Source organism: Streptomyces sp. NPDC014733 (assembly GCF_043083385.1).
Classification (GTDB): domain Bacteria; phylum Actinomycetota; class Actinomycetes; order Streptomycetales; family Streptomycetaceae; genus Streptomyces.
Genome location: NZ_JBIBYO010000007.1, coordinates 308,110 through 323,162, shown reverse-complemented (window position 1 = coordinate 323,162; position 15,053 = coordinate 308,110). Strand labels below are relative to the sequence as shown.

The 15,053-nt window shown below is 70.1% G+C and carries 15 protein-coding genes; 10 read left to right on the top strand and 5 right to left on the bottom strand.

Features of this window, described 5'->3' with window-relative positions:
- Positions 1–311: 311 nt before the first annotated feature.
- The 3 genes from besD to besB are packed head-to-tail and all read left to right on the top strand — an operon-like array spanning position 312 to position 3,418.
- Positions 312–1,070: an L-lysine 4-chlorinase BesD gene (besD, locus tag ACF1BH_RS19175; RefSeq protein ID WP_391643626.1), complete on the top strand. Its 759-nt coding sequence runs from the start codon at positions 312–314 to the stop codon at positions 1,068–1,070.
- Between the two features lie 39 nt (positions 1,071–1,109).
- Positions 1,110–1,883 carry a 4-chloro-allylglycine synthase BesC gene (gene besC, locus ACF1BH_RS19170; RefSeq protein WP_391643625.1) on the top strand — a complete coding sequence of 258 codons (774 nt, stop codon included), beginning with the start codon at positions 1,110–1,112 and terminating at the stop codon, positions 1,881–1,883.
- Positions 1,880–3,418, top strand: a complete 1,539-nt coding sequence (gene besB / locus ACF1BH_RS19165; protein ID WP_391643624.1) for an L-2-amino-4-chloropent-4-enoate dechlorinase/desaturase BesB — start codon at positions 1,880–1,882, stop codon at positions 3,416–3,418. The genes besC and besB overlap by 4 nt, the downstream gene beginning before the upstream one ends.
- A 47-nt stretch (positions 3,419–3,465) precedes the next feature.
- On the opposite strand, the gene besA is transcribed toward besB, so the two are convergent.
- On the bottom strand, positions 3,466–4,851 hold the full coding sequence (gene besA / locus ACF1BH_RS19160) for an L-propargylglycine--L-glutamate ligase BesA (protein WP_391643623.1): 1,386 nt from the start codon (positions 4,849–4,851) through the stop codon (positions 3,466–3,468).
- 818 nt (positions 4,852–5,669) lie between these two features.
- Between besA and ACF1BH_RS19155 the strand changes: the two genes are divergently transcribed.
- Both ACF1BH_RS19155 and ACF1BH_RS19150 read left to right on the top strand, forming a co-directional pair.
- Positions 5,670–6,119, top strand: coding sequence for a hypothetical protein (locus ACF1BH_RS19155; protein WP_391643622.1), 450 nt, complete (start codon positions 5,670–5,672; stop codon positions 6,117–6,119).
- A 240-nt stretch (positions 6,120–6,359) separates the two neighbouring features.
- Positions 6,360–7,112: a PP2C family protein-serine/threonine phosphatase gene (locus tag ACF1BH_RS19150; RefSeq protein WP_391643621.1), complete on the top strand. Its 753-nt coding sequence runs from the start codon at positions 6,360–6,362 to the stop codon at positions 7,110–7,112.
- 61 nt (positions 7,113–7,173) lie between these two features.
- On the opposite strand, the gene ACF1BH_RS19145 is transcribed toward ACF1BH_RS19150, so the two are convergent.
- From ACF1BH_RS19145 to ACF1BH_RS19130, 4 genes are all read right to left on the bottom strand, one after another.
- On the bottom strand, positions 7,174–7,593 hold the full coding sequence (locus ACF1BH_RS19145; protein ID WP_391643620.1) for a peptidoglycan-binding protein: 420 nt from the start codon (positions 7,591–7,593) through the stop codon (positions 7,174–7,176).
- 164 nt (positions 7,594–7,757) lie between these two features.
- Positions 7,758–8,522, bottom strand: a complete 765-nt coding sequence (locus ACF1BH_RS19140; RefSeq protein ID WP_391643619.1) for an SDR family oxidoreductase — start codon at positions 8,520–8,522, stop codon at positions 7,758–7,760.
- A gap of 210 nt (positions 8,523–8,732) precedes the next feature.
- Complete coding sequence (locus ACF1BH_RS19135) at positions 8,733–9,068, bottom strand: YnfA family protein (RefSeq protein ID WP_391643618.1); 336 nt, start codon at positions 9,066–9,068, stop codon at positions 8,733–8,735.
- 74 nt (positions 9,069–9,142) lie between these two features.
- On the bottom strand, positions 9,143–9,694 hold the full coding sequence (locus ACF1BH_RS19130) for a hypothetical protein (protein WP_391643617.1): 552 nt from the start codon (positions 9,692–9,694) through the stop codon (positions 9,143–9,145).
- A gap of 325 nt (positions 9,695–10,019) precedes the next feature.
- Here ACF1BH_RS19130 and hemL point away from each other — a divergent pair, with 325 nt between their 5' ends.
- From hemL to ACF1BH_RS19105, 5 genes are all read left to right on the top strand, one after another.
- Positions 10,020–11,327: a glutamate-1-semialdehyde 2,1-aminomutase gene (gene hemL, locus ACF1BH_RS19125; protein WP_391643616.1), complete on the top strand. Its 1,308-nt coding sequence runs from the start codon at positions 10,020–10,022 to the stop codon at positions 11,325–11,327.
- A gap of 100 nt (positions 11,328–11,427) precedes the next feature.
- On the top strand, positions 11,428–12,108 hold the full coding sequence (locus ACF1BH_RS19120) for a histidine phosphatase family protein (protein WP_391643615.1): 681 nt from the start codon (positions 11,428–11,430) through the stop codon (positions 12,106–12,108).
- A 225-nt stretch (positions 12,109–12,333) separates the two neighbouring features.
- The gene (locus ACF1BH_RS19115; protein WP_391643614.1) at positions 12,334–13,554 is read left to right on the top strand and encodes a hypothetical protein; all 1,221 of its coding nucleotides are present in this window, start codon (positions 12,334–12,336) and stop codon (positions 13,552–13,554) included.
- Between the two features lie 123 nt (positions 13,555–13,677).
- Complete coding sequence (locus tag ACF1BH_RS19110; protein ID WP_391643613.1) at positions 13,678–14,289, top strand: TlpA family protein disulfide reductase; 612 nt, start codon at positions 13,678–13,680, stop codon at positions 14,287–14,289.
- A 4-nt stretch (positions 14,290–14,293) separates the two neighbouring features.
- Positions 14,294–15,052, top strand: coding sequence for a cytochrome c biogenesis CcdA family protein (locus ACF1BH_RS19105; protein WP_391643612.1), 759 nt, complete (start codon positions 14,294–14,296; stop codon positions 15,050–15,052).
- The last annotated feature ends 1 nt before the right edge of the window (position 15,053 follow it).

Below are 15,053 nucleotides of genomic sequence, written 5' to 3'. Positions count from 1 at the left end.
ACCTGGAAATAGCTCCCGGTGAGAGAATCCGGAAGATCTATTGTGGCGCTCGGTCCGCACTCACCTGCCCGGATATAGGGAAGAGATCCATCCGTTTCTGGTCGTGCGGCTCCCTTTGCATTCCGCCAACTCGCCATATTGGGTGATGATTACCTCTCCCGGGCTGGCCAGAATTTACGCGCCCTTCCGCTTGTCCGGTTGATCAGAGCCGAGAAGTGCACCTACCGTCCTGCGGTGAGCTTTCCGCAGCGCACCGCATCTGAACGTCGCACCCGGTCCCGCATTCAGCAGCCGAGCATCGGAGACTCTTCGTGAGCGGTAACGGATCTGCACCCGAGAACATCTGCGCCTCGCTGGAGAACGACGAAATCCGTCGTCTGTCACACCAGTACCACCGGTACGGCATCGTCACCGTGACCGACCTGATCACAGCCCCCACCCGCCAGGTGGTGCGCGCCGAGGCGGAACGCCTCCTCGACAAACACGCCGAGCGGCGCGACCTGCGTCTCAAGACCACCGCCTACACCCGCCGTTCCATGTCGGTGGTGCCCAGCGAGATGATCGCGGCCAACAGCGAACTGGTGACCTCGATCTACGCCCATCCCGAGCTCATACGGTCTCTCGAAGCCATCGCCGGCGAGAAGCTGCACCCGTGCCCCAAGGCCGACGAGGAATTCCTGATCACCCGCCAGGAACAGCGCGGTGACACGCACGGATGGCACTGGGGCGACTTCAGTTTCGCCCTGATCTGGGTGCTCCAGGCCCCACCGATCGACATCGGCGGCCTGCTGCAGTGCGTACCCCACACGACGTGGGACAAGGCGTCGCCGAGGATCAACAACTTCCTCGCCGAGAACCCCATCAACACCTACCACTTCGCCTCGGGGGACGTGTACTTCCTCCGGACCGACACCACGCTGCACCGCACGATCCCGCTGCGCGAGGACGCCACCCGCATCATCCTCAACATGACGTGGGCCGGCAGCCGTGACCTGAAGCAGGAGTTCGACGCGGATGACCGGTGGTGGGACGACGCCAACGTCTCGGCCGCATCCGCCCTCAAGAAGTGACGTACCTGAGTTCGGTTCCGTACCCGGAAAGAGGTCACCATGACTGAGCTGAGCACCTCGGACTCCACCGGCACAGCGGTGTGGGATCACTTCGACAACGTAGAGCCGGGCATCCGCCGCCGTATCGCCGTCCAAGATCCGGCGATCAAGGAATACCTGGACGGGATGCTGGCCCGGATCGCCGCACACCGTGGCGTCGAGCACCCCTACCTGAACGCGTACCGGACCACTCGGCTCACCCCCGAGCAGGAACGCCTCATGTACAGCGAGTGCCACTACTTCTTCCGCCATCTCCCCTTCTACATCACCGGAATGGCGATCAAGACCCGGGACGAGATGATCCTTCGCGAGATCATCCTGAACGTCGCCGACGAGGTGGGCGGCGAGGTCACGCACTCCACCCTCTTCGGGAATTTCCTCGCCGGAATCGGCATCGAGAAGGAACACCTCGACGGCTACGAGCCGCTGGAGGTCACCAAGCGCCTGAACGACGGAATCCGGGTTCTCTACACCGAATCCCCGATCCACAAGTCACTCGGCGCGCTGTACGCCGACGAGACCATGTCGTCCGTCATGGTCTCGAAGATCAACGACGGTCTGGCCAACCAGGGCTACGGCAAGGACCTGCGCCACTTCTGGCAACTCCACATCGACGTCGAGGTCGGGCACAGCAACTCCGTCTTCAACGCGATCGCGCCCTACGTGGGGTCGGAGGCCACCCGGGCGGAGTTCGAGGAGGGCGCCTTCGAGTTCCTCCGTCTCGTGGAGGACTACTGGGACGGGGTGGAGCAGCTCGTGGGGCTCAAGGCATGACGCTCAGCGTCCCCGAGGACATCGGGCCGGCCTGCGGTCTGCGACACATCGCCGCAGGCGGGCTCGTGCCCGGCTCCATCCACTCGGTATCCGTCTCGATCCCCGATGTCGCGTCGGTCATCGGATTCGAATCGGGCGATGCGGCCACCCTGCGCCGCATCGCGTGGGGCTACCCGCGCTTCCGTACCCATCCGTATGTGACCCGGGTGGCCGGGCTCCTCGCGCAGGACGGCACCGGGCCGGCCGAAGGGCTTCTCCTGACCCGCTCGGCGCGTGCCGCGTACGCCGCCGCGGCGTACGCGGGGCTCCCCCCGGCCGCGGCGTTCACCGGCCGCGGCGTGCACGGGGTACGGCTCGCCGGCAGCGGCCCCTCGGCCGCCCGGGCCCGCGCGTACGTCCAGCACACCGGCAGTCATCTGTCCTCGCGCGAGGCGGAGGACGTGCTGCTGGACGCCGGTCTGATCGAGGGGCGCCAGGCCGAGGCCGCGGTGGACGACGGCCCCGAGGAGGCCGTCAAGGCCGTCCTCGCCGATGCCTACGGTGCGAGGGACCCGGCGGATGTCTCGCTGCACAACAGCGGCATGAACGCCGTTGCGGCGGCCGTCGCGGCGGTCACCGATGTCCAGCGCGAGCACGGGCGGCGCCGGTGGCTCCAGCTCGGGTGGATCTTCTTCGACACCGTGAGTCTGCTGGAGAAGCGCCTCATCAACGTCGAACACACCACGGTTCCCGACCCGTTCGACCTGGCGGAGGTCGCCCGGGTCGTGGAGGCGTCCGCCGGGGAGTTCGCCGGGATCATCGCGGAGGTGCCGAGCAATCCGAGCCTGCGTACCCCGGACATCCCGGCGCTGCGGGAGATCGCGGACCGGGCGGGGTGCGCGCTGGTGATCGATGCGACGATCGCCACGCCCCACAACGTCGATGTGCTTCCCTACGCCGACGTGGTTTGCGAGAGCCTCACCAAGTACGCCACCGGTTCGGCCGACGTCCTGATGGGCGCGGCCGTCGTCAATCCGGATTCCTCCCGTGCGGCGGAGCTCCGCGCGGGGCTCCGCCGTCACGGCGACGCTCCCTATCACCGCGACGCGGCGCGCGTGGCCGCCCGTATCCGGGGCTACGCGGAGCGCATGGACCGGGTGAACGCCAACACCCTCGCCCTCGCCGAACGGCTCGTACGCCACGACCGGGTCGTCCGGCGCGTCGACTGGGCGTACGACGACCGCTCCGAGGGCAACTACCGCAAGATCGCGCGGCGCCCCGACGCGCCGGGGGGCCTGCTCATGGTGGACCTCAAGGTGCCGCTGGAGCGGATCTACGATCGCCTCGCGGTCGCCAAGGGGCCCAGTTTCGGCGCCGAGTTCACCATGGCGTCACCGCAGATCTTCATCGCCCACCACGACCTGCTGACGACGCCCGAGGGGCGGGCCACCCTGCGTGCCAGGGGGCTTCACCGTGACATGTTGCGGATCTCGGTCGGTACCGAGGAGCCGGAGCGGATCACGGAGACCTTCGAGCAGGCCCTGCGTCCCGACTGAGCGGAGTGGGCCGCCCCGGCACCACGGGCGGCCCACCCGTGCGGAACTCACTCATGCAGCAAGGACGCCTCCGCGGCCTTGAAGTACGCGTCGGCGGCCTCGAAGGTGGGCGCCAGAGCGGTCAGCTCCACGAACCCGCAGGTGGTCAGGGCGCCCAGCACATGCAGAGCCACGCCCTCGCCCTTGTCCTGCCGGTAGAGCAGCCCCTCCGCACGCAGCCGCTCCACCGCGGACTTCGGGTCCATCGTGCCGAGCGTGTCCGGTTCGTGCAGCCGTCCGTGCACGTAGCGCACCTGCCGCCCGTCGCTCCGCCGCAGCAGTCCGTCGTCCCCGAGCTGTTCGCCGACGAGCGCCTCGGCGTACCGCAGGACGTGGCTGGGGCCCACCTTGCGGAGGTTGATCTCCACCGCGAGCGGCCCGCGGTCCCCCGCGACCACGAAGTCGATGCCGAACGTGCCGCGGTGGCCGAGCTCGGCCAGCACCGTGCCCGTACGCGCGACCGCTTCGCCGATCGCGGGCCGCCACCGTTCCTCCGCCGGGAACCGGCACCCCCAGTACTGGCCGCCGGACAGCACCTGGTCGTGGCTGGCGACGACCTTGACCGTGCCGTCCGCGCCGATGTGTCCGAGCCCGCTGGGGGACGAGGTGATGCCTGCGAGGAACTCCTCCACGATCGCCCCGCCTCCGGCCAGTTCGCGGTGGAAGTCGTCGGCGGGCATCCGGATCACCTCGGCCGAACCGAGGAGATCGCCCGTGCGGCCGAGCTTTTCGCAGTCGATCAGCACATTGCCGATCGACGCGGCGTAGGAGTGCGAGCTCAGCTTCACCATGGCGTGGCGTGCGCGCCGCGGGCCCGCGGCGAGCCGCTCGATCGCCCGGATCACGGCCTGCTCGGTGTGCAGCTCCTCCGCCGACCCGTCGGGCACCGCGACGCCCGCCCGCAGGAGGATCTCCTTGCCCCCGGCCTTGCTGCCCCAGCGGGTGACGAAGGGCTGGTTGCCTTCTTCGAGGCCGGCGCCCAACGTACCGGCGAGCTGGTCGAGGGAGTCGGAGGCCATGAAGTGGACGATGGTTGTCCGGTCGCTGTCCCGCGCGGCGTTCCGCAGCGCGTCCACGGTCCGGTCGTCGGCGAGGACCAGGTCGTCGAGCGCACGTGGCAGGTGGGAGCCCGGGGTCAGAAAGGTCAGTCGCTCCCGGACGCTTTCGACCATGCGGTCGTCGAACCGGAAGACATCACGGAAGTGATACTCAAGCGTGTAAGGATCGACCGGTTCCGATGTGACGACAACGGCCTGCACTGCCGGGTCCCGGAGGTCCGACAGGAAACAGAGGCTCCGCTCCGCCGAGTACCGAAGGTAGGACACCTCTTCCAGCAGGCGCTCGGCGTAGCTGAATGCGTAGATCAGAATCCGAGTCGAGTCGAAATTAGCCATAAGAAAGCGATCTGCCTCACTTCTCAAGATTTTGGCGGACGATCTCCACGGCTCCGTGCGAGCCGGGCGCTCCACGCGAGACTAACGACTTCGAGGCTCTGAAGTTCGGGTTATGGATCGGCAGGGTGATCGGCAGGCACCCCGGGCCGGTGCCGTCCGGTGGCCGCGTCACCTGCCGGGCTCTGGCGACAGGTCCATTCGAACGCGGCGGCGGCCGGCCCCGGAGGCCGGGGCGGAGGAACTGGCGGGTGCCGAAGCGATGGGCGACGTCGAAGGGGGACGGCCGGGCCGAACCGAGGTCCGGCTCACGCTCGCCGTCGGCACCCTGTACGGGGCGCCGGCGCCGCGCCGCGGTGACCCGCCCGGAACGCCGCCTCACGGGCTCCCGGAACGGTGCCCCGTACGAACTCAGGGCGCGGGGGAGAGAAAAGCGGCTGACCGCATGCGGCCCGTACGGTTCGCGGCGAGCGCCTTCCCTTTACGGAAAGAAGCCGGACAACCCTGGCGGGAAGGGTGAGCCGGCCGGCGCCGCGAGGAAAAGGATGCGGATGGGGGAAATCGTCACTGCCCGGTGCGTCGAGGGCAAGAAAAGTCACCGCAACGATCGGCAAAGGCTTTCCGGACGACACCGGATGTGCGGCCGCCGGAGAAAGCGCCCGGGAGTTGAGGAAAACACCGCGATCCGCCCGTGATCCGGTGCTCCCGACCGGAATATGATCCGGTAGTCTTGCCCGGCGGTGGGTGGGCCGTATCCACCGCCGGGCGCTTCCCGCCCACGCGCCGTCGGGCGCACGGAGCAGGTGACACGAGGAGGGCAGATGCTGACAGCCCGGAAGAGCGCGACGCCGGCGGCGCAGCCCCGCGGGGCCAAGCGGAAGAGCAGCCGCTTCCTCCTCCCGCTCGGTCTCGCCGTGTTCGCGGCGTGGATCGCCGTCGTGGTCGTCGGCATCGCACGGGAGCCCGACCCCGGAGCCGCCTCGTACGGGAAACTCGCCTCCGGTGTGGCGGAGAATCTGCACAAGGGCGATGCGGAAAGTCTGGCCCGTTATGTCAACGGCGACGGCGCGGAGGAATACGCCAAAAGTCTCGTCGGCAAGGTGAAGGATTCCGGGGCCGCCGGAAAGATTTCGGTTTCCCGGGTGAGCGGGGAGCAGGTGCAGCTGAGTGCGCCGCATCTCTGTCTGACATGGGATGTCGAGAAGAGCGACGGCCGTTTCTTTCTCGACCCCGTTCCGCCGCTGACGCCGGCGGCGTGCCCCGCACCCTGACCCGCTGAATTCAGGGAACTCCCCGCGCCCTTCCGGACCGCGAGTTCCTCGAAAAGCCCCCCGCACTCTTCCGGGCTGCGCCTTCCCGAAAGCCCCGCCGCGTCCCGTCCCACCCCGTCCCATCGGGCGCGGGCGCCGGGCCCGGGCACACAATGGAGGGGAGGCGCGCGGCAGCGCGTCTCGGGGCAGCAGCCGACGTCGAGGCAGCCCGGACGGGGGCGGGCGGCGGGGAGTGTGCCGATGCGGTACGTCACCGTGACCGCGCTCAGCCACACGGGGCTGGTCCGTGAGCAGAACGAGGACAGTCTGGTGGCCGGCCCCTGGACGCTCTGCGGCACGGTCACCGAGAACCCGCAGACCCTGGTCTTCCCGCTCGGCCATCCGCTGGTCGTGGCGGTCGCCGACGGCATCGGCGGCCAGCCGGGCGGCGAGGTCGCCAGCGAGCTGACCGTCCGCCAACTCTCCCTGGCCTGCCCCTCACTGACCTCCGAGGAGGCGCTGCGGGACGCCCTCGCCGTCTGCAACCGCGCGGTCTACGACGCCGCCGACCGCAACCGCGCCCTGGCCACCATGGGCACCACCGTCGCCGGGGTGGTCGCCCTGGCGGACTCCGTCCTCGCCTTCAACGTCGGCGACAGCCGGGTGATCGACGCCGGACCGGACGGTGCGCGGCGGCTCAGCGTGGACGACAACCCGCCGCTCACCCAGGGGCGCCGCACCACCTCGCTCCTCACCCAGTCCCTGGGCGGCGGGCTGCGCTTCACCCCCGTCGTCCCGCATGTCGTGGACCTCCCGCACACCTCGGGCGCGCGGTACCTGATCTGCACCGACGGCCTCACCGACCCCGTACCGGAGGAGGAGATCGACGACGTGCTGCGGCGGTACGAGGACGACAACAGCAAGGCCGCGTTCGCCCTGTGGAAGGCCGCGATCGAGGCGGGCGGGCCGGACAACATCACCCTGGCGCTGGTCGGGATCGGCGGCCTGGACTGACGGCCCCGGACAGCCGTGAGGGCCGTCCGGGGACGGCCCTCACGGGTGGGACGGGAGAAGGTCAGGCGCCGACGGTACCGGCGTGGTACAGCGCGTTCCAGGTCTCGGGGGTCACGGCGCCGTCCGGCACCAGACCGTAGTTCCGCTGGAAGTTGACGATGGCCACGAGGGTGGGGGCGTCGAACGTGCCGCTGAGGTGGTTCCAGCCCAGGTACTTGCGGTTGGCGAGCAGGCACTGGATCTGCGAGACGCGGTCGCCCTGGTCACCGAAGGAGGTGGTCTGGCGGCCCTCGTAGAACGCGCAGGCGGCAGGACCGTCCACGAGGTTGTCGCCCATGGCGGCGAAGGCCGGGCCGGCCGAGAGGCCGGTGGTCAGCGCGCCCGCGGCGACGGTCAGTACGACGGCGCGCTTGAGGGCGCGGCCGGAGCGGCGGATACGGGGGAGGGGGACACGGGGGAGGGGGATACGGAAGGTACTCACGCCTGTCCCCGTTCCCCGCGACGCGCATTCCATGTGGCCCGGCGGGCCAAGATGTTGATCTTCAAGGTGATCTTTCTGTGGGTGATGTGCGGACGGTGTGAGCGGCCGCCGCGGCGGCCCCGGAACCCTCCCGGCGGTGCGCCGGAGCGGCCCCGCCGGTGGCCTCAGGAGGTGCGGTGGACCTTGGAGTTGGACGCCTGGGCGCGCGGGCGGACCACCAGCAGATCGATGTTGACGTGGGACGGGCGGGAGACGGCCCAGGCGATCGTCTCGGCGATGTCGTCGGCGTCGAGCGGCTCGGCCACGCCCTCGTAGACCTTCGCCGCCTTCGCGGTGTCGCCGCGGAACCGGGTGGTGGCGAACTCCTCGGTCTTCACCATGCCGGGCGCGATCTCGATGACCCGGACGGGTTGCCCGCACAGCTCCAGCCGGAGCGTCTCGGCGAGGACGTGCTCCCCGTGCTTGGCGGCCACGTACCCGCCGCCGCCCTCGTACGTACCGTGCCCGGCGGTGGACGACACGACCACGACGGTGCCGTCGCCGGACGCGGTGAGCGCGGGCAGCAGCGCCTGGGTGATGTGGAGCGTGCCGAGGACGTTGACCTCGTACATGGCGCGCCATTCGGCCGGGTCGCCGGTGGCCACCGGGTCGGCGCCGAGCGCGCCCCCGGCGTTGTTGACGAGGACGTCGCAGCGGTCGAGGGAGGCGGCGAACGCGTCGACGGCGGCCCGGTCGGTGACGTCGAGGACGTACGCCTCGGCGTTCGGCAGCGCGGCGGCCAGCTTCTCGATGCGGTCCCGGCGGCGCGCGGTGAGCACGACGCGGTACCCGGCGTCGGCCAGCTGCCGCGCGGTCGCGGCGCCGATCCCGCTGCTGGCTCCGGTGACGACGGCGGTACGGGCGCCGACGGCGCGTTCCTCGGCGGTCATGCGCACTCCTCAAGGCGGGACGGCTGCACCCGTTGCGACGACGGGCGCACGGTGGGTGGTCCAGGATAGGCACGGCGATCTTGCGCCCGCGGACCCCGGCCGAGGGGTGAGACGCGGCCGCCGGCCGGTCACCGGGCCTGCCTGGGCGGAGTGTTGGGCCGACGGCGGGCTCCGCCTCCGGGCCCGGGCGCGCGGCGCTTCCGGGCGAGGTCAGCGGCCCCGGGGCGCGTACATGATCACGGCCATGCCGGCCAGGCAGATGAGGGCGCCGGTGACATCCCAGCGGTCGGGGCGGTAGCCGTCGGCGACCATGCCCCAGGCGAGCGAGCCCGCCACGAAGACCCCGCCGTACGCGGCCAGGATCCGGCCGAACTCGGCGTCCGGCTGGAGGGTGGCGGCGAAACCGTAGACCCCCAGCGCGATGACGCCCGCGCCGATCCACAGCCAGCCCTTGTGCTCCCGCACGCCCTGCCAGACGAGCCAAGCCCCGCCGATCTCGAAGAGCGCGGCGAGGACGAACAGCAGCACGGAACGGGCGATGACCATGCGCATCAGCGTAGAAGCCGCCCGCGCCGGGCCGGGACGGGCCCACCGGCCCCGCGGTTACGGCCGCGGCGGGATCACGGCCACACCAGGCAGTACGCCTGGTGGCCCGCCTCGTGGAGGCGGTGGCTGAAGTCCTGCCACTCGTGGAGCAGCTGGTAGACGGTGTAGGCGTCGCGCGGGCCACCGCGGTCGGGGACGGTGGACCATATGAACGCGGCGGCGCCGACGGTCTCCTCGCCGATGCCGCGCAGCGGGTCGACGACCGTCATCGGCAGCTTGACGACCGCGTAGTCGGGGTGGAGGACGACGAGTTCGAGCGGCGGGACCTTGTGGAGCGGGACGCCCTCGATGCCGGTGAGGACCATGGCGGCCATGGTCTCCGGCTTGATCTTGGTGAACATGCCGCCCATGCCCAGCTCGTCGCCGCCGAGCTCCTCGGGACGCATCGAGATCGGCACGCGGGCAGCGGTGGCGCCGTTGGGCGCGCCGAAGTACTTGTACGTCACCCCCATGCGGCCGCCTCTGCTGTCCCCACCCTTGATCCCGTCGCGTCGGTGGCGGCCGCGCCGGGCGCGCTCGGGGCCCCGGTCATCGGTCCCCTCGCCCAGTTCGCCACCGCGATGCATATCTCCCACCCGACCACTCGCGGCCTCAGCCGCGCAACCCGATCATCGTCTCAGAATCTCCCCCGTCACGGGCGCGCGAAACCGCCCCGCCGCACGCCCCCGCGCGCCTCTGAGACCATGGATGGCGTGACCCATTCGTACGATGCCCCAGTTTCGCAGACGCGCGGGGGCTGACGCCCGGCCGAGAACGGGAGGATTCCGAAGGGGCAGATAAGGGACGGCGAGGGCCGTACCGGTCGTGCGCCAGGGTCTCCCGCACCGTTGTCAGCCGGGCCGTGTCCGTGTGGCGCCGTCCTTCCCCCCGTATATGCAGGTCAGGATCGCTGTGACTTTTCCTTATGAAGCCCCTGTTTCGCAGTCGCTGTTCGACCGTGCGTCCCAGGTGACGCCCGGTGGCGTGAATTCGCCGGTGCGGGCCTTCCGGGCCGTGGGTGGTACGCCCCGGTTCATGGTGTCCGGTACCGGTCCGTATCTGACGGACGCCGACGGTCGCGAGTACGTCGACCTCGTGTGCTCCTGGGGACCGATGATCCTCGGACATTCCCATCCCGAGGTGATCGCGGCGGTCCAGGAGGCGGTCGCGCGCGGTACGTCCTTCGGTACGCCCGGCGCCGGTGAGGTGGAGCTGGCGGAGGAGATCGTCGCCCGGATCGCGCCGGTCGAGCAGGTGCGGCTGGTGTCGTCCGGCACCGAGGCGACGATGTCCGCGATCCGGCTGGCGCGCGGCTACACCGGCCGGGCCAAGGTCGTGAAGTTCGCCGGCTGCTACCACGGCCACGTGGACGCGCTGCTGGCCGCGGCCGGTTCGGGCGTGGCGACCTTCGGTCTGCCGGACACCCCGGGCGTGACGGGCGCGCAGGCGGGCGACACGCTCGTGCTGCCGTACAACGACATCGAGGCGGTCCGGGCGGCGTTCGCGGCGCACCCGGGCGAGATCGCCTGTGTGATCACCGAGGCGTCCGCGGGCAACATGGGCGTCATCCCGCCGCTGCCCGGCTTCAACCAGGGTCTGAAGGACCTCTGCGCGGACAACGGCGCGCTCTACATCTCCGACGAGGTGATGACCGGCTTCCGTGTCTCGAAGGCCGGTTGGTACGGCATCGACGGGGTCACCCCGGACCTGATGACGTTCGGCAAGGTGATGGGCGGCGGGTTCCCGGCCGCGGCGTTCGGCGGGCGCGCCGACGTGATGGCGCACCTGGCGCCGGTCGGCCCCGTCTACCAGGCGGGGACGCTGTCCGGTAACCCGATCGCGACCGCGGCGGGCGTCGCGCAGCTGCGGCTGCTGGACGACGCGGCGTACGAGAAGGTCGACGCGGTCTCCGCCGAGGTGCGGGCGCTGGTCGGCGCGGCGCTGACCAAGGAGGGCGTGGCCCACCGCGTCTCGGTGGCGGGCAACATGTTCTCGGTGTTCTTCACGGACACCGAGGTGACGAACTACGACGAGGCGAAGGCGCAGGAGTCGTTCCGCTTCACCGCGTTCTTCCACTCGATGCTCTCCCAGGGCGTCTACCTCCCGCCGTCCGCGTTCGAGTCGTGGTTCGTCTCGACCGCGCACGACGCCGCCGCGGTGGAGCGGATCGCCGCCGCGCTGCCGGCCGCGGCCCGTGCCGCCGCCGAGGCGACCGCCTGAGCCGGAGCGCGAGGTGCGGCCGGCCGGCGCGTACCGGCCGGCCGCACGCCCCCCGGCGGAGCGGCGCATCCACGGACCGACGACTGAATGAATGGGTGACATGAGCAGCGAAGACTTCACCGTCGTGCATCTGATGCGGCACGGCGAGGTGCACAACCCGGAGGGGGTGCTCTACGGGCGGCGCCCCGGGTACCACCTCTCGGATCTGGGCCGGAAGATGGCCGACCGGGTCGCCGAGCACCTGGCGGACCGCGACATCACGCATGTCGTCGCCTCGCCGCTGGAGCGTGCGCAGGAGACGGCGGCGCCGATCGCGGCGGCGCTGGGGCTGGAGACGGCGACCGACGAGCGGCTGATCGAGGCGGCCAATGTCTTCGAGGGGAAGACGTTCGGGGTCGGCGACGGCGCGCTGAAGAAGCCGGGCAACTGGAAGTACCTGACGAATCCGTTCCGCCCGTCCTGGGGCGAGCCGTACATCGAGCAGGTCGTCCGGATGATGGCGGCGCTCGGCGCGGCGCGGGACGCGGCGCGCGGGCACGAGGCGGTGGCGGTCAGTCATCAGCTGCCGATCTGGATCGTGCGCAGCTTCGCGGAGCGGCGGCGGCTGTGGCACGACCCGCGCAAGCGGCAGTGCACGCTGGCGTCCCTGACGTCCTTCACGTTCCAGGGCGACAAGATTATTTCCGTCGGTTACAGCGAACCGGCACGGGATCTCGTCCCGTCTCATCTGTTGGCGGGCGCCAAGCCGGTCAAGGGGAAGGCCAAGGCGTTCGGCGCGTGACCGGAGCGCGGGTGCTCGGGGCGGCCCCGCCGGGGCCGCCCCGTCGCCGTTCGCGGGGCAGGCGCCCCGGGCGGGCTGACGGCTTGTCAAGGATGACTCGCCGGACGTGTCAAAAGTCATGAGAAATAACCGAATAGCACGGAACCCCCTTGTTCGTCGGGCCATCTAACCGATTGTCCATTTATATGGATATTGAAATCGGCGAGCACGGATGGGGACGACGCTATGCGCGCAATCAGTCGGCGGAACCTGCTGGGAATGGGTATCGGGGCGGCCGCGGCGCTGGGCGTCGCCGGCTGCTCGACCGGCACGGACACCGCCTCCGACAAACAACGGGCGAAGAACGCGATCCAGGCGCGGCCGAAGCTCATCGGCGACGGCTCGACCGCCGACTACGGACGCCAGCCCCACCAGCCCAAGGCACCGGAACGATTGGAACCGGGCCAGACACCACCACAGTTCGTGATCTTCTCCTGGGACGGCGCCGGCGAGGTCGGCAACGGGCTCTTCCCGCGCTTCCTGCAACTTGCCCGGGACCACGGTGCCGCCATGACCTTCTTCCTCTCCGGGCTCTACCTCCTGCCGGAGAGCAAGAAGCACCTCTACCTCCCGCCCAACAACGCACCCGGCGCCTCCGACATCGGCTACCTCACCGACGAGCACATCAAGGTGACCCTCAGGAACGTCCGCCAGGCGTGGCTCGACGGGCACGAGATCGGCACCCACTTCAACGGCCACTTCTGCTCCGGGTCCGGCACGGTCAAGAACTGGACGCCCGACCAGTGGCGCTCCGAGATCGACCAGGCCGTCGACTTCGTGACGAAGTGGCGGACGAACACCGGCTTCACCGACATGGAGCCGCTCCCCTTCGACTACCGCAAGGAGCTGGTCGGCGGCCGCACCCCCTGCCTCCTGGGGCAGGAGAACCTGCTGCCCACCGCCGAGAAGCTCGGCTGGCGCTACGACGCCAGCTCGCCCGGCGGCCTCCAGATGTGGCCCCGTAAGAAGGGGAACATCTGGGACTACCCGCTCCAGCAGATCCCGTTCCCCGGCCACACCTTCGAGGTGCTGTCGATGGACTACAACATCCTCGCCAACCAGTCGAAGAACTCCACCCGCGCCCCGTCCGCCAACTACCCGGGCTGGCGCCGCCAGGCCACCGACTCGTACATCTCCGGCTTCCAGCGGGCGTACGAGACCAACCGGGCGCCGTTCTTCATCGGCAACCACTTCGAGGAGTGGAACGGCGGCCTCTACATGGACGCCGTCGAGGAGGCGCTCAAGCACATCGCCAACGAGCAGAACAAGGATGTGCGGATGGTCTCCTTCCGGCAGTTCACCGACTGGCTCGACGCACAGGACCCCGCGATCCTCGCCAAGCTCCAGGCGCTCCAGGTCGGCCAGCAGCCGGCCGGCGGGTGGAAGACGTACCTCGGCGCGGCCTGACGCGGTCGCCGCGCGGCCCGTCCCGGCGGGCCGCGCACGGTCGTGACATGGCCTTTCGTGGCCGGATCGGTCCGGTGAGGGGGGCGCCAAAGATCCGGAATCCGCCCATGCGAAACTTTTCACATGAGTGGATGCCGCGCCCCACGCCGCCTCACCGGCCGCCGTCGCCTCGCCCTGCTCGCCGCGGGGACGGCGCTCGCGTCGCTGACGCTGAGCGCCTGCGGTGAGGGGACCTCGGGCGGCTCCTCGCAGACCCGGTTCGTCCAGGGCAAGAACGGCATCGCCCGGGTCGACGCGGCCGACCGGCAGAAGGTGCCGGACATCTCGGGCGAGACCACCACCGGCAAGCAGCTCGACCTCTCCGCCTACAAGGGCAAGATCGTCGTCCTCAACGTCTGGGGCTCGTGGTGCGGCCCGTGCATCGCGGAGGCGCCGAACTTCGCGAAGGTCGCCAAGGACACCGAGAAGCAGGGCGTCCAGTTCGTCGGGATCAACACCCGCGACAACAAGACGCAGGCGACCAGCTTCGAGGACCAGCACAAGATGCCGTACCCGAGTCTCTTCGACCCGACCGGCAAGCTGATGCTCCGCTTCCCCAAGGGCAGCCTCAACCCGCAGTCCATCCCGTCGACCATCGCCATCGACCGGCACGGGAAGATCGCCGCGCGCTCCCTCGGCCCGCTCGCCGAGGACGATCTGCGCGCGATGCTCAAGCCGCTGATCGCCGAGAAGTGACCCCGTGATCACCCTCGCCGCCGCTTACAACGACACCGTCATGTCCGGCGCCCTGCTGGCGGCGGTACCGCTCGCCCTCCTCGGCGGGCTGGTCTCCTTCTTCTCCCCCTGCGTACTGCCGCTCGTCCCGGGCTACATGTCGTACGTCACCGGCGTCACCGGCACCGACCTCGCGGAGGCCAAGCGCGGCCGGATGTTCGCCGGGGCGCTCCTCTTCGTCCTCGGCTTCACCGCCGTCTTCGTCTCCGGCGGCGCGCTCTTCGGCTACTTCGGGCAGCGCCTCCAGGAGAACAAGGAGATCATCTCCCGGGTCCTCGGCGTCCTGATGATCCTGCTCGGGCTGGCCTTCGCCGGTGTCCTCAAGCGGTTCGGCCAGCGCGAGCTGCGCTTCCACAAGAAGCCCGCGATGGGGCTGGCCGGCGCGCCGCTGCTCGGCGCGCTCTTCGGCGTCGGCTGGACGCCGTGCCTGGGCCCCACCCTCACCGCCGTCAACACCCTCGCCTTCAGCCAGGCGAGCGCCCCGCGCGGCGCGCTGCTCACCGTCGTCTACTGCCTGGGCCTGGGCCTGCCGTTCATCGCCGTGGCGCTGGCGTTCCGCCGGATGCTCGGCGCGTTCGGCTGGGTCAAGCGGCACTACGTGTGGGTGATGCGGATCGGCGGCGGCATGATGGTCGTCCTCGGCATCCTCCTGGTCACCGGCGTCTGGGACGGAATGATGTCCGGGCTGCAGAGCTGGACGCAAAGCTCCACCGTTGGGATCTGAA

Bases quoted from the DNA above. Each gene is read 5' to 3' on its own strand.
- besC (WP_391643625.1), top strand. From the start codon at position 1,110: ATGACTGAGCTGAGCACCTCGGACTCCACCGGCACAGCGGTGTGGGAT.
- besB (WP_391643624.1), top strand. From the start codon at position 1,880: ATGACGCTCAGCGTCCCCGAGGACATCGGGCCGGCCTGCGGTCTGCGA.
- besA (WP_391643623.1), bottom strand. From the start codon at position 4,851: ATGGCTAATTTCGACTCGACTCGGATTCTGATCTACGCATTCAGCTAC.
- ACF1BH_RS19155 (WP_391643622.1), top strand. From the start codon at position 5,670: ATGCTGACAGCCCGGAAGAGCGCGACGCCGGCGGCGCAGCCCCGCGGG.
- ACF1BH_RS19150 (WP_391643621.1), top strand. From the start codon at position 6,360: ATGCGGTACGTCACCGTGACCGCGCTCAGCCACACGGGGCTGGTCCGT.
- ACF1BH_RS19140 (WP_391643619.1), bottom strand. From the start codon at position 8,522: ATGACCGCCGAGGAACGCGCCGTCGGCGCCCGTACCGCCGTCGTCACC.
- ACF1BH_RS19135 (WP_391643618.1), bottom strand. From the start codon at position 9,068: ATGGTCATCGCCCGTTCCGTGCTGCTGTTCGTCCTCGCCGCGCTCTTC.
- ACF1BH_RS19130 (WP_391643617.1), bottom strand. From the start codon at position 9,694: ATGCATCGCGGTGGCGAACTGGGCGAGGGGACCGATGACCGGGGCCCC.
- ACF1BH_RS19120 (WP_391643615.1), top strand. From the start codon at position 11,428: ATGAGCAGCGAAGACTTCACCGTCGTGCATCTGATGCGGCACGGCGAG.
- ACF1BH_RS19115 (WP_391643614.1), top strand. From the start codon at position 12,334: ATGCGCGCAATCAGTCGGCGGAACCTGCTGGGAATGGGTATCGGGGCG.
- ACF1BH_RS19110 (WP_391643613.1), top strand. From the start codon at position 13,678: ATGAGTGGATGCCGCGCCCCACGCCGCCTCACCGGCCGCCGTCGCCTC.